Here is a 14173-nt window from a genome sequence, read left to right on the forward strand (position 1 = left end):
AATAGGTTTGATTACCAGAACTGATTTTTTTCACTTTTAAAATTCAAGAGGAATTTTCTATGTACTCAAAAGACGTTGTTATTACTGCACCTAACGGTTTACATACTCGCCCAGCAGCTGAGTTTGTAAAAGCAGCTAAAGGTTTCGCTTCGGATATTACTGTAACTTCTGGCGGTAAAAGCTCAAGTGCAAAAAGTTTATTTAAACTTCAAACTTTAGGCTTAACCCAAGGTACAACAATCACTATTTCTGCGGAAGGTGAAGACGAGCAAAAAGCAGTTGATTTCTTAGTAGATTTAATCCCTACTTTAGAATAATTATTTTTCGCTCCCTATTACAAACAACCCTATCCTACTTAGCTGATTAAAGACGCTGAGTAATAGGGTTGTATTATGCTATATAAGCATCACAGAATCACTTTTAAAACAAGGACAGACTATGATTACAGGTATCGCAGCTTCTCCAGGCGTAGTGTTTGGCAAAGCACTCGTATTAAAAGAAGAGCCAATCGTACTCAATACTCAAAAAATCACCGCTGATCAAATTGAAGCAGAAAAAGCAAAATTCTTTGCTGGTCGTGAAAAAGCTGCTGCGCAATTAACTGCGATTAAAGAGAAAGCTAGACGCACTCTTGGTGAAGAAAAAGAAGCCATCTTTGAAGGTCACTTAATGATCTTAGAAGATGAAGAGCTTGAAGAGGAAATTTTAGGCTATATTGCTGATAACCTCGTAACTGCGGATGTTGCTACAAGTAAAGTGATTGATATGCAAGCTTCTATGCTTGCAGAAATTGACGACGAATACTTAAAAGAGCGTGCAGGTGATATTCGTGATATTGGTAACCGTTTATTACGCAATATTTTAGGTATGCATATCGTTGATTTAGGTGATATTCAAGAAGAAGTAATTTTAGTTGCTTATGATTTAACACCTTCTGAAACTGCACAACTAAACTTAGATAAAGTATTAGGCTTTATCACTGATATTGGCGGTCGCACATCACATACTTCAATTATGGCTCGTTCATTAGAGCTTCCTGCAATCGTTGGTACTAACGATATTACTGCTCGTGTAAAAACTGGCGATACGCTAATTTTAGATGCAGTAAATAACCAAATTCATATTAACCCTTCAGATGCTGAAATTGCTGAGTTTAAAGTAATCCAAGAGCGTGTTGCGACAGAGAAAGCTGAACTTGCAAAATTAAAAGAATTACCAGCAGAAACTTTAGACGGTCACCGTATCGAAGTAGCAGGCAACATCGGTACAATCCGTGATGTTGATGGTGTATTACGCAACGGTGGTGAGTCTGTCGGTTTATATCGTACCGAATTCTTATTTATGGATCGTAGCGAATTACCAGGTGAAGAAGAGCAATTCCAAGCGTATAAAGAAATTGTTGAAGCTATGGGTGGTAAACAAGTTGTTTTACGTACTATGGATATCGGTGGTGATAAAGAATTACCATACCTCAATCTTCCAAAAGAGATGAATCCATTCTTAGGTTGGCGTGCAGTGCGTATCGGTTTAACGCGTCGTGAGATCTTAGATACTCAATTACGTGCGGTATTACGTGCTTCTGCATTTGGTAAATTAGCGGTAATGTTCCCAATGATTATTTCGGTGGAAGAAATCCGTGAATTAAAAGCTATCGTTGCAGAATTAAAAGAGCAACTTCGTGCTGAAGGTAAAGCATTCGATGAAAACCTCCAATTAGGTATCATGGTTGAAACCCCATCAGCAGCAGTGAATGCACGTCACCTTGCGAAAGAAGCTGATTTCTTTAGTATCGGTACTAATGATTTAACGCAATATACTTTGGCGGTAGACCGTGGTAATGAAATCATCGCACATTTATATAACCCATTAAGTCCATCTGTATTGAATTTAATTAAACAAGTAATTGATGCTTCACACGCAGAAGGTAAATGGACTGGTATGTGTGGTGAGTTAGCAGGCGATGTGCGTGCAACAGCATTATTATTAGGTATGGGCTTAGATGAGTTTAGTATGAGTGCGATTTCTGTGCCTCACGTGAAAAAACTCGCGCGTTCAATCAACTATGCAGACGCTAAAGCACTTGCAGACGAAGCATTAGCACAACCGACAGCAGCTGACATTGAAAAACTAGTTAATGATTTTTACGCTAAACTGAACTAATTTTCAATAAATAGCATACAAAAACAGAATTCTCGTATAGAATGTACGGGAATTTTGCTTATTATTTAAATAACGGAGATTTCTATGGGCTTTTTCGACAAATTATTCGGCTCAAAACAAGCAGCGGCAAAAGAGGTTAACGTATATGCGCCTCTTTCAGGTGAAATCGTAAACATTGAAGATGTACCAGATGTCGTTTTCTCTGAAAAAATCGTTGGTGACGGTGTTGCAATTCGTCCAAATGGCGACACAATCGTAGCGCCAGTAAATGGCACTATCGGTAAAATTTTCGAAACAAACCACGCATTCTCAATTGAATCTGATGAAGGTGTTGAATTATTCGTTCACTTCGGTATTGATACAGTTGAATTAAAAGGTGAAGGTTTTACTCGTGTTGCTGAAGAAGGTCAAACAGTAAAAGCTGGTGATCCAATTATTAAATTTGATTTAGAATTACTTGAAAGCAAAGCAAAATCAGTACTAACCCCAGTTGTGATTTCTAATATGGATGAAATCAGCAACTTAGATAAAAAAGTGGGGCAAGTTGTTGCTGGCGAAAGCGTTGTATTAACATTAACTAAATAATTGATTTAGTTGAAGAAATAGGTGCCACGATAGTAAAATATCGTGGCATTTTTATTTGGTCTAATTTTATTTAGTTATAGCGAAAAAATAATCAAACAGGTAAAATGGACACAAGTTTTTGCGTAAAGAGAAATCTCTTTACGCTTTTATTTTCTATTTATTGATAACTTATTATTTTTTGAGAAATTATGGCGAAATTACATATTACAACTTGGGGTTGCCAGATGAATGAATACGATTCATCAAAAATGGCGGATCTACTAAACTCAACCCACGGCTTAGAACTAACGGATAAGCCAGAAGAAGCAGATGTATTATTACTTAACACTTGCTCAATTCGTGAAAAAGCACAAGAAAAAGTATTCTCACAACTTGGTCGCTGGAAAAACTGGAAGAAAGACAAACCAGAACTAATTATCGGTGTAGGTGGCTGTGTTGCTTCGCAAGAAGGCGAACACATTCGTGAACGCGCACCATTTGTAGATATCGTTTTTGGCCCGCAAACATTGCACCGCTTACCAGAGATGATCAACAAAATTCGTGGTGGCGATCGTGCGATTGTAGATATTTCTTTCCCTGAAATTGAAAAATTCGACCGCTTACCAGAGCCTCGTGCGGAAGGCCCGACAGCATTCGTATCAATTATGGAAGGCTGTAATAAATATTGCTCGTTCTGCGTAGTACCTTACACTCGTGGTGAAGAAGTTTCTCGCCCTGTCGATGATGTTTTATTTGAAATCGCGCAATTAGCAGAACAAGGCGTACGTGAAGTAAACTTGCTTGGTCAAAACGTAAATGCCTACCGCGGCGATACATTTGACGGTGGTATTTGTACTTTTGCTGAGCTACTTCGCTTAGTTGCAGCAATTGATGGTATCGACCGAGTACGCTACACCACCAGCCACCCAATTGAATTTACGGATGATATTATTGAAGTATATCGTGATACACCTGAATTAGTAAGTTTCTTACACTTACCAATTCAAAGCGGTGCAGATCGCGTTTTAACCATGATGAAACGTAATCATACCGCGTTAGAATATAAAGCTATTATCCGCAAACTGCGTGAAGTACGCCCAAATATTCAAATTAGTTCTGACTTTATCGTCGGCTTCCCAGGTGAAACAGCAGAAGATTTTGAGCAAACGATGAAAGTGATTGAGCAAGTAAACTTCGATATGAGCTTCAGCTTTATCTACTCTGCTCGCCCAGGTACGCCTGCGGCGGATTTACCTGATGATATTTCTGAAGAAGAGAAAAAAGAACGTTTAGCCCGTTTACAACAACGTATCAATCATCAGGCAATGCAATTCAGTCGGGCTATGCTTGGCACAGAACAACGCGTTTTGGTTGAAGGTCCATCGAAAAAAGACATTATGGAATTAACAGGACGTACTGAAAACAACCGTATTGTGAATTTCCAAGGCACACCAGACATGATTGGTAAATTTGTAGATATTAAGATCACCGATGTTTACACCAACTCATTACGTGGTGACGTTGTTCGTACTGAAGACGAAATGGGCTTACGTGTTGTAGAATCTGCAGCTAGCGTGATTGCACGTACCCGTAAAGAGGACGAACTTGGCGTGGGTAAATACGTGGTAAATCTGTAAAATTTAAGTCTAATTAGACCGCTTGCAAAGCTTGTAAGCGGTCTAATTTCTATCAATTAATGTACATAACCCGCATCAACATCCGCATCTGGATTTACTTTATCGTATATTTGTTCTTTCATTTTACCCATGTAGATTTCTGGGTTTGCTTGCCCTTCTACAATCAATTTCCCCTTTGCGCCTTTATCCGTTCGGAAAATACTATGGTCGATAAAAGTATATTCGCCAGGTACTTTCATTTCCATTTCTACCACTGTCACGCCACCTGCAGGAATCAATGTGGTTTGAACATGATGATTTTTTAAGGAACCACCCTCAACATATATGGTATCAAACGGTTTACCGATTAAATGAAATGATGAAACTTTATTTGGCCCAGCATTGCCGATAAACAAGCGGACTTTTTCCCCCACTTTCGCTTTTAAAGCCTGCTCTCCTAACATTGAACCTACTTTGCCATTAAAGACCACATAATCAGGTAATTCATAGCTTGCCTTGTTCATATCAAAAATTTTAATATCAGGATTGTTACCTTCTTTTACATAAAATTCATTTTGCATCAGATAGAACTCCTTATCGACTTTAGCGAGTCCTTCTTTTGGCTCAACTAGCATTAAACCAAACATTCCCTTGCCTAAATGCACCGAAACAGGATCTGCGCCACAATGATATAAATACAGCCCAGGAGACATTGCACGGAATGCAAACGTCGTTTGTTTACCAATTTCAGTTAAGCTTGCTTTAGCACCGCCATCAGGTGCAGCTGCCGAGTGAAAATCGACTGCATGTGCCATTTTGCCATTAGCAGGGTTTGAAACTTGTACTTCCACCATATCGCCTTCACGCACGCGAATAAAAGGCGCAGGTGTTGAACCATTAAACGTCCAATATTTAAACTGCACCCCTTTTTCAATTTCCATTACTTTTTCCAGCGTTTCTAACTTAACTACCACTCTAGCAGGTGTGTTGCGTTCTAGTGGTTTAGGCACATTTGGTGCGACGGTTAATTCTGCGTCAATCGTTGGTAAATTTGCCATTGGAACCAGCTCAGAGTCCGAACTTTGTGGTTGCTCTGCCATCGTTGGCACACTAAAAATGCAGGCGAAACAAAGCGCAATAAGTGTCTTTTTCATCGGTAATTCCCTCGTGTATGAAACCTTCATTTGAATTATAATGACTAAAGTTTGCAAGCGGTAGGATTTGAAATAATTTTTGCAAAACTAAACCGTTTTAGCTAAGATAAATTAACTATTTTTTATTAGATTAAGAGGCGTGTATGAGCAAGATTTGGGTAACAGGTGATGCTGTAGTTGATTTAATTCCAGATGGTGATAATCACTATTTAAAATGTGCAGGTGGAGCACCAGCAAACGTGGCTGTGGGCGTTTCACGTTTAGGGGTTGAAGCAGGTTTTATTGGACGTGTAGGTTTAGATCCGCTCGGTAAATTTATGCAGCAAACCCTCAATGCAGAAAATGTTTCAACCGAACATATGATTCTCGATCCAAAACAACGCACTTCAACGGTGATTGTTGGGCTAGATAACGGTGAGCGTAGCTTTACCTTTATGGTGAATCCAAGCGCTGACCAATTCCTTGAAGTGGGTGATTTACCAACCTTCCAAAAAGGTGATTTTTTACATTGCTGTTCTATTGCTTTAATTAATGATCCTTCTCGCTCAACTACCATTGAAGCAATTCGTCGTGTGAAAGAAGTGGGCGGTTTTTTCTCATTCGATCCAAACTTACGCGAATCACTCTGGACAAGTCTTGATGAAATGAAACAAGTGGTAAATAGTGTAGTCGCAATGGCGGATGTACTGAAATTCTCTGAAGAAGAATTAACGCTATTAACCAACACTACAACCCTTGAACAAGCGACTCAAGCGATTACCGCACAATATCCTGAAAAGCTGATTATCATCACCCTTGGTAAAGACGGTGCAATTTATCACTTAAACGGCAATAGCAAAGTGGTGGCAGGCAAAGCGTTAAAACCTGTTGATACTACAGGTGCTGGCGATGCGTTTGTAAGCGGTTTACTTGCTGGTTTATCACAAGTTGCAGATTGGAAAGACGAAAATGCATTAGTTGAAGTCATTCGCAAAGCAAATGCTTCTGGTGCATTAGCAACAACCGCAAAAGGTGCGATGTCGGCTTTACCAAACAAAGCTGAACTCGAGGCATTCCTAGCCAGCTAATACGCGTAAAACACTGAAAACCATCAACGTTTTCAGTGTTTTGTTTTATTCCCAACCAAACTTACGCCACAAATAGGATTTCTTATGCATATTTTCAATAATGGCAAATATAAAAGCCTTCACGCACAAGCAGAAGGCGAAATTTTATCAATCCGCCAACAAGTTTTACAAGATACCGATTTTTATCCAACCTATCACCTTGCGCCAACAACAGGTTTATTCAACGATCCAAATGGCTTAATTTTTGACGGTGAAAAATATCATATTTTTGCGCAATGGTTCCCGTACGATGCCATACATGGCATGAAGCACTGGGAGCATTTTATTACTCGAGATTTCCAAACGTTTGAAAAATCTGACCGCTTGATCCCTGATGAAATGTTTGAATCACATGGCTGTTATTCAGGTGGTGCGATTTTGTGGCAAGATAAAATTGTTGCGTTTTATACAGGTAACACTCGTCGTGCAAGCGATAATCAACGAGTTCCTCACCAAAATATTGCGATTTTTGATAAATCAGGCAAATTACTCGAAAAACGTTGCATTATTGATCAAGCACCTGCTGGCTATACTGAACATGTGCGAGATCCAAAACCCTTTATTACCACTGAAGGAAAAATTCGTTTTGTACTTGGTGCTCAACGCGAAAACCTCACAGGTGCTTGCTTAGTATATGAAATGGATGATCTCGACAGCACGCCTCGTCTAATTTCAGAATTAGCCGTAAAAGATTTTGATAACAGCAACGTGTTTATGTGGGAATGCCCAGACTTATTCCAACTTGGCGGTAAAGACGTGTTTGTTTGGTCACCACAAGGAAAATTACGTGAAGCACATCAATTTCAAAATAATTACCACGCCACTTATGCATTAGGGAAATTGGAAGCAAATACCTTAAATACAGAGCACATTGAAGAGCTAGACTACGGTTTTGATTTCTATGCACCACAATCCGTACAAAATACATATCGGATCGTTTTTGGCTGGATCGGTTTACCTGATTTAACTTATCCAACCGATAAATTTAAATGGCATTCAACCCTGAGTTTGCCACGCCAAATGAGCGTAGAAAATGGCAAAATTCGCCAAACACCAATCGTTAAATTAACTGAAAAGCAAGCACTCAAAATTGACCAAAAAATTACAATCGATAACCTTGATACCACTTATTTGCAAATTTCAGTGGAAAATCAACCGCTTGCACTTAACTTCTTCAGTAATGAACAAGGTCAAACATTGCGTTTGTGCTATGAAAATGGCTTACTGAGCTTAGATCGCGGTGCAACCGAGCAAACTGAACTAATGCAACAATTTGATAGCGTTCGCCACTGTGAGCTAGATAGACTCGAAAGTTTAGAAATTTTCTTCGATCGTTCAATTGTAGAAATTTTCATCAATAGCGGAGAAAAAGTAATGACATCACGATTCTTTATTGCAAATCGTGTCAATCTATTAGAAACTTCTCGTCCTATCACTGTGCAATTTGCTCCAGTACAAGCAATTCAGATCCGAGACTAAAATAACAACAGGCGCAGGTAATCACTTGCGCCGTTTTACTTCACTTGAGAAGTCAGCTTTGAGGAAAAACCGTGGAATCAAAACCTAAAAAACGCCTAACATTAAATGACATTGCTGCATTAAGTGGCGTATCAAAAACCACTGCGAGTATGATTCTAAATGGTAAAAGCGATGATTTTCGCATCAAACCTGAAACTCGCCAAAAAGTCCAAGCAATTGCTGAACAATATGGCTATCGTGCCAATATGTACGCCAAAGCGTTGCAAGCACAACGTTCAAACGTAATCGGCTTAGTCATTCCAGATCTTACGAACTATGGCTTTGCTTCAACCGCTCGCAATCTCGAAAAACTTTGCCGAGAAAATGGCTTACAGTTGGTGATTGCCTGCTCTGATGATAATCCTCAACAAGAAAAGTTAGTAATTGAGCGTTTATTAGATCGCCAAGTTGATCTTATTATTACTGCTCCAACTCACCAAGATCCAAACTACTACACAAACATCGTACGCCACACTCCAGTTTTACATATCGACCGCCATATCCCAAATTTGGCACTCAATTATATTATCAGTAACGATACACAGAGTGTGGCTGAATTAGTTGAAAATATCGTAAGAGCTTATCAACCCAAAGAATTTTTTTATTTAGGCGGGCAGCTTTCACTTTCTCCGAGTGCTTCTCGCTTGGAAGGATTTTATGAAGGCTTAGAACAATCACATCTAAACGTACAAAGCGGTTGGATTTTGCATAAAGATTACCAACCTGAATCAGGCTACCAAATGTTTGCTGAAATTGTGCAACGTTTAGGACGCCTACCCGAAGCAGTGTTTACCGCTTCTTATACTATTTTAGAAGGGGTTCTGCGTTATCTCACCGAACATAAACAAATAGCAAAATTAATGAATCAAGAGCTACATTTAGCCACATTTGATAATCATCATTTGCTTGATGCACTGCCGTTTCATATACATTCAATTGCGCAGAATCACGAACAGATTGCCCAAAAAACATTCCAAATGGTATGCGAAAAACTACAGCGCAAAGTAATTAACAATACCAAAGTAGATTGTGAAATTATCTGGCGACACTAATACTCAATTTAATCAAAGGACAAGATATGGCACATTTTTATGAATATTTAGAATTCAATAGCGATGAAGATCGTGAAAACCAACTTGAAGTTTACGTAGATGTAAAACTTGAACCCGAAACAGAAGAAAAAATTAAAGCGCTCAATGTGCAAGGCGAATGGCTTGTGATGGCAGAGCCTTACTGCCCTGATTGCGTTGAAGTGGTGGCTTATTGGCAACGTATTACCAAGCTCAATCCCAATATCAAAGTGAAATATGTCTCACGCAAAGATAACAAAGAACGCAAACATTTTGATAGTGATGAACAGCAACAAGCGGTTATTTCTGCTCAAAAAATCCCAAGTATTTTCGATATTCGTGATGGTAAAACCACATTAGTGCTATGCGAATTTCCGCAATTTCTTAAACAGCAAATGGAAGCTGAACCTGAGAAATTCGATGAATTAAAAGCAGATTTCCGAATGGGGAAATTTGGCAAACAAGTTGAAGCAGAATTGTTAACTATACTAACCGCACATTAATCCTCACGATGGCCCGTCTTTGTATTGCATAGATGGGCTTTTTTATGCCTAACAGTACCTAGCCTGAAAGGTTATTCAGAGAATACTAAACAGTAAGAAAAGAAAACAGTGGGTAAATTTTAGAAATAAAAAAAGCACCTCATGGTGCTATCGTATTTTGATATGATTAAATGGAGCGGGAAACGAGGCTCGAACTCGCGACCCCGACCTTGGCAAGGTCGTGCTCTACCAACTGAGCTATTCCCGCATATATTTAATTTACTTGGCATATTTACTATCGAATGGTGCCCGAGGCCAGACTTGAACTGGCACGCCCCGAAAGGCGAGGGATTTTAAATCCCTTGCGTCTACCGATTCCGCCACTCGGGCATCGATAATAAAATTTATTCTAAGCTTTAAAATGGTGCCCGAGGCCAGACTTGAACTGGCACGCCCCGAAAGGCGAGGGATTTTAAATCCCTTGCGTCTACCGATTCCGCCACTCGGGCACAACCGTTTTTAAATCTTAAAATGGAGCGGGAAACGAGGCTCGAACTCGCGACCCCGACCTTGGCAAGGTCGTGCTCTACCAACTGAGCTATTCCCGCATAATTTAAATTTTGTCATTCTAAAATGGTGCCCGAGGCCAGACTTGAACTGGCACGCCCCGAAAGGCGAGGGATTTTAAATCCCTTGCGTCTACCGATTCCGCCACTCGGGCTCATCTTAAAATGGAGCGGGAAACGAGGCTCGAACTCGCGACCCCGACCTTGGCAAGGTCGTGCTCTACCAACTGAGCTATTCCCGCAATAAAAACGCTACGTAATTGCGTAGCGATTTATGTGCCGTATTTTAGGGATTTTTGAAAAGTTGTCAAACACAAATTTCAAAAAAACTTTCGTTAGGCGAAAATTCAATCCAATTGACGAAAATTTGCTAAAATTTCACAAAATTAGACCGCCTGCATGCCGCCATTAAACCAGCTTCCTGATCAATTCTTCCACAAACTCAAGTCTTGCTTTGTTGTCTGCAAGCGGTAAATTAAAGCGGAATTTTTGTGCCCCTTCAAATTTATAAACATTTTTGTCAGATTGAATCAATTGCAAGAACTTCATCGGATCAGGTTGTGCCGTAGGTTTAAATTCCAAATAACCGCCATTGATGCCCGCCTCTATCTTCTTCAAACCAAGTGGACTGGCAAGGTGGCGAAGTTGGGTAATTTGGAACAGATTTTGGGTTGCCTCAGGCAATAAGCCGAAACGGTCGATCAATTCCACTTTGAGATCTTTCAATGCTTCTGCACTCTCACTACTTGCAATACGTTTATAGAATGATAAACGCATATTCACATCGGGTACATAATCATCTGGCAACAAGGCTGGCACACGTAATTCAACTTCAAGCTGACTTTGAGTAATTTCATCAAGTGTTGGCTCACGCCCTTCTTGCAACGCTTGCACTGCATTTTCAAGCAAGTCCATATAAAGTGAGAAACCGATGCTTTCGATTTGCCCGCTTTGCTCCGAACCGAGTAGTTCACCCGCACCTCGAATTTCTAAATCATGGGTCGCAAGCACAAAACCAGCGCCGAGATTCTCAATTGAACTTAGTGCTTCCAAGCGTTGCTGTGCATCTTTAGTGAGCATTTTCGGATGCGGAGTCAGCAAATAGGCATACGCTTGATAGTGTGAACGTCCCACTCGCCCACGCAATTGGTGTAACTGTGCTAAACCAAATTTGTCGGCACGGTCGATAATAATCGTGTTTGCACTCGGGACATCAATCCCTGTTTCGATAATGGTCGAACAAACTAATAAATTAAAGCGTTGATGATAAAAATCGCTCATTACACGCTCTAGCTCACGCATTTGCCCATGTCCAATCACAATTCGCGCTTCTGGTACTAGTTCGGCTAATTTTGCTGCACAGTTTTCAATAGTCGCCACATCGTTATGCAAATAGTAAACCTGTCCACCACGCAAAATTTCACGCAAAATTGCCTCTCGCACCACTAAATCATCGTACTGACGAACAAAGGTTTTAATGGTCAAACGACGCGCTGGAGGACTTGCAATAATTGATAGATCACGCATTCCGTTTAACGCCATATTAAGCGTTCTCGGAATTGGTGTGGCTGTTAGGGTAAGAATATCGACATTAGCACGCAACTGTTTGATTTTCTCTTTTTGACGCACGCCAAAACGATGCTCTTCATCAATTACCAGCAAGCCAAGATCACGGAATTGCACATCCTCTTGCAGAAGTTTGTGTGTACCGACCAAAATATCCACTTTACCCTCTGCAACTTTCGCTAAAATCGCTTTTTGCTCTTTGGCGGTTTTGAAACGAGAAAGCACTTCCACGTTAATCGGATAATTAGCAAAACGATCTTTGAAATTTTCAAAGTGCTGTTGCGCTAACAAGGTGGTTGGCACCAGTACCGCAACTTGTTTATGATTTTCCACCGCCAAGAAAATGGCTCGCATTGCTACTTCAGTTTTACCAAAGCCAACATCTCCGCATACTAAGCGATCCATTGCTTTTGGTAAGCACATATCGCTGATAACTGCATTAATTGCCATTTTCTGATCTTCGGTTTCTTCAAATGGGAAAGTGCTGGCAAATTGCATAAAACTTTCTCGATCGTAGACGAATGCAAAGCCTTTTTGCGATTCTCGTTTGGCATACACATCAAGCAATTCCGCCGCCACATCACGGATTTTCTCCGCGGCTTTTTGGCGGGTTTTCGCCCACGCTTCCGAACCGAGTTTATGCAGTGGAGCGGTTTCATCCGCCCCGCCAATATAGCGAGAAATCAAGTGCAACGAGGCAACAGGCACATACAGCTTCGCTTCATTCGCATAATGTAATACAAGGTATTCAGCCTTAATGCCACCAGCGTCGAGTACTGTTAGCCCCGCATAACGCCCTACACCATTTTCTAAATGCACCACCGCTTGCCCAATTTTCAGCTCAGCAAGATTGCGAATTAGCGTATCAGGATTAACGGTTTTACGATTTTTCTCGGTGCGTTTGGTCTGGACTTTTTCGCCTAACAGATCCGTTTCGCAAATAATGGCTATCTCATCAGGGCAAATGCTATTCGACTCTACAATAAAACCTTGATCAAGCGGTGAAATAATTAAAGAAATTTGCGACTCAATCTCCGCCAAATTTTTTATCTGTTTTGGTTTAATTTTTAACGGTGAAAGCAATTCGAGTAAAGTTTCGCGTCGTCCTTCACTTTCTACTGAAAATACAATGTTTCCACTGAATGTTTGTTGAAATTGCAACAATTGCGCAAACGGTTCTTTTTGCCCAGATTGCAATGCTACCGCAGGTAATGCCTTGATATTCGCATTTTGCTTAGCGGTCGATTTTCGCACTTTGTCTGCACTAATCGTCAAACGTGGATAGCCTTTCAAGCTTCGATTAACTTCGTCCGTGAAAAACCATAGTTTTTCAGGCGGAAGTAACGGCCGCATTGGATCCACTCGTCGGCTTTCATAACGTTGTACAGTATCTTTATGGAATTGCTCAGCTTTTTCAGCAATACCATCAAAGGTGATAAACAGCGTGTTTTCAGGCAAATAGTCGAACAAGCTCGCCATTTCATCAAAGAAAAGTGGCTGCCAATATTCAATCCCAGCGTTTAAAATCCCTTTACTCACTTGCTGATAAATATGTTCTGGCTCACGGCGGATTTCACCGAATTGTTCACGAAATTTACTACGAAAATGCTCGATCCCGTGGCTATCGGTTGGGAATTCATGCGCAGGTAATAAATTAATTTCCGTGATTTCCGCAATCGTGCGTTGGCTATCCACATCAAATGTGCGGATTGAATCAATTTCATCATCAAAAAAATCCAAGCGGAATGGGCTGTCTGCTCCCATTGGGTAAAGATCAAGTAATGCCCCACGCACCGCATATTCGCCATATTCCAGCACCTGTTCCACCGCACGATAGCCTGCATTTTCAAGCTGTAAACGTAACGATTGAATCGAAAAGCGGTCGCCTTTTTTGATCAAAAGTACATTGTTCGCAAGGTAACTCGGCGGGCAAACTTTTTGTAAAAGCGTGCTAATTGGCAATAGAAAAATCTGTTTATTGCCCTGTTGCAAATGGAATAACGCCGAAAGACGTGCGGAAATAATATCTTGATGAGGCGAAAAATTATCGTAAGGAAGCGTTTCCCAATCGGGGAATAGTGAAACGGGTAAATTACTAAACTGTTTTAGTGCTTTTTCAAGGCGCAAAGCAGTTCGGGTATCAGGTGTGACAACAACGGTTAAACCTTTAAATTGTGCAGCTGCTTCGGCAATAACGAGTGTGTCGGAATGCCCGATTAAATTACCGAGCGTTTGATGATCTTGGAATTTTCCACCTTGTTGCTGAGCAATAAGCGGTAAATTGAATTGAATAAGTGACATAAGCGGTCGATTTTGTGAAAAAATTTGCAAATATTGTAGCCCAAAGCCCTATTTTTACAAAATCGATAAT

At 40.4% G+C, this 14173-nt stretch carries 10 protein-coding genes and 6 tRNA genes; 8 read left to right on the forward strand and 8 right to left on the reverse strand.

Going from position 1 to position 14173, the window contains the following annotated elements:
* Positions 1–59: 59 nt before the first annotated feature.
* The 4 genes from ptsH to miaB all read left to right on the forward strand — a co-directional run bounded on the left by ptsH (position 60) and on the right by miaB (position 4361).
* Positions 60–317, forward strand: a complete 258-nt coding sequence (ptsH, locus tag F8M47_RS09680; RefSeq protein WP_005598406.1) for a phosphocarrier protein Hpr — start codon at positions 60–62, stop codon at positions 315–317.
* Positions 318–438: 121 nt separating this feature from the next.
* Entirely contained in the window at positions 439–2160 is a 1722-nt protein-coding gene (gene ptsI / locus F8M47_RS09685) for a phosphoenolpyruvate-protein phosphotransferase PtsI (RefSeq protein WP_150539878.1), read from the forward strand.
* An 84-nt stretch (positions 2161–2244) separates the two neighbouring features.
* On the forward strand, positions 2245–2745 hold the full coding sequence (gene crr / locus F8M47_RS09690; RefSeq protein ID WP_150539879.1) for a PTS glucose transporter subunit IIA: 501 nt from the start codon (positions 2245–2247) through the stop codon (positions 2743–2745).
* A gap of 188 nt (positions 2746–2933) precedes the next feature.
* Positions 2934–4361: a tRNA (N6-isopentenyl adenosine(37)-C2)-methylthiotransferase MiaB gene (gene miaB / locus F8M47_RS09695; RefSeq protein WP_150539880.1), complete on the forward strand. Its 1428-nt coding sequence runs from the start codon at positions 2934–2936 to the stop codon at positions 4359–4361.
* A 56-nt stretch (positions 4362–4417) separates the two neighbouring features.
* Here the strand turns inward: miaB and nirK are convergent, their stop codons facing one another.
* The gene (gene nirK / locus F8M47_RS09700; protein WP_208790047.1) at positions 4418–5494 is read right to left on the reverse strand and encodes a copper-containing nitrite reductase; all 1077 of its coding nucleotides are present in this window, start codon (positions 5492–5494) and stop codon (positions 4418–4420) included.
* A 143-nt stretch (positions 5495–5637) separates the two neighbouring features.
* Here nirK and F8M47_RS09705 point away from each other — a divergent pair, with 143 nt between their 5' ends.
* From F8M47_RS09705 to F8M47_RS09720, 4 genes are all read left to right on the forward strand, one after another.
* Positions 5638–6561, forward strand: coding sequence for an aminoimidazole riboside kinase (locus F8M47_RS09705; protein ID WP_150539881.1), 924 nt, complete (start codon positions 5638–5640; stop codon positions 6559–6561).
* 84 nt (positions 6562–6645) lie between these two features.
* Positions 6646–8079: a glycoside hydrolase family 32 protein gene (locus F8M47_RS09710; RefSeq protein WP_150539882.1), complete on the forward strand. Its 1434-nt coding sequence runs from the start codon at positions 6646–6648 to the stop codon at positions 8077–8079.
* Positions 8080–8150: 71 nt separating this feature from the next.
* Positions 8151–9170: a LacI family DNA-binding transcriptional regulator gene (locus tag F8M47_RS09715; protein WP_150539883.1), complete on the forward strand. Its 1020-nt coding sequence runs from the start codon at positions 8151–8153 to the stop codon at positions 9168–9170.
* Positions 9171–9196: 26 nt separating this feature from the next.
* Positions 9197–9691 carry a thioredoxin family protein gene (locus F8M47_RS09720; protein WP_150539884.1) on the forward strand — a complete coding sequence of 165 codons (495 nt, stop codon included), beginning with the start codon at positions 9197–9199 and terminating at the stop codon, positions 9689–9691.
* 171 nt (positions 9692–9862) lie between these two features.
* Here the strand turns inward: F8M47_RS09720 and F8M47_RS09725 are convergent.
* From F8M47_RS09725 to mfd, 7 genes are all read right to left on the reverse strand, one after another.
* A tRNA-Gly gene (locus tag F8M47_RS09725) sits at positions 9863–9938 on the reverse strand.
* A gap of 35 nt (positions 9939–9973) precedes the next feature.
* Positions 9974–10060, reverse strand: a tRNA-Leu gene (locus F8M47_RS09730).
* 32 nt (positions 10061–10092) lie between these two features.
* Positions 10093–10179, reverse strand: a tRNA-Leu gene (locus F8M47_RS09735).
* Between the two features lie 23 nt (positions 10180–10202).
* Positions 10203–10278 (reverse strand) — tRNA-Gly (locus F8M47_RS09740).
* Between the two features lie 26 nt (positions 10279–10304).
* A tRNA-Leu gene (locus F8M47_RS09745) sits at positions 10305–10391 on the reverse strand.
* Between the two features lie 11 nt (positions 10392–10402).
* Positions 10403–10478 (reverse strand) — tRNA-Gly (locus F8M47_RS09750).
* 166 nt (positions 10479–10644) lie between these two features.
* Entirely contained in the window at positions 10645–14103 is a 3459-nt protein-coding gene (gene mfd / locus F8M47_RS09755) for a transcription-repair coupling factor (RefSeq protein ID WP_150539885.1), read from the reverse strand.
* Positions 14104–14173: the final 70 nt, after the last annotated feature.

The organism is Actinobacillus vicugnae (genome assembly GCF_901687125.1).
GTDB classification, from domain to species: Bacteria; Pseudomonadota; Gammaproteobacteria; order Enterobacterales; family Pasteurellaceae; genus Actinobacillus; species Actinobacillus vicugnae.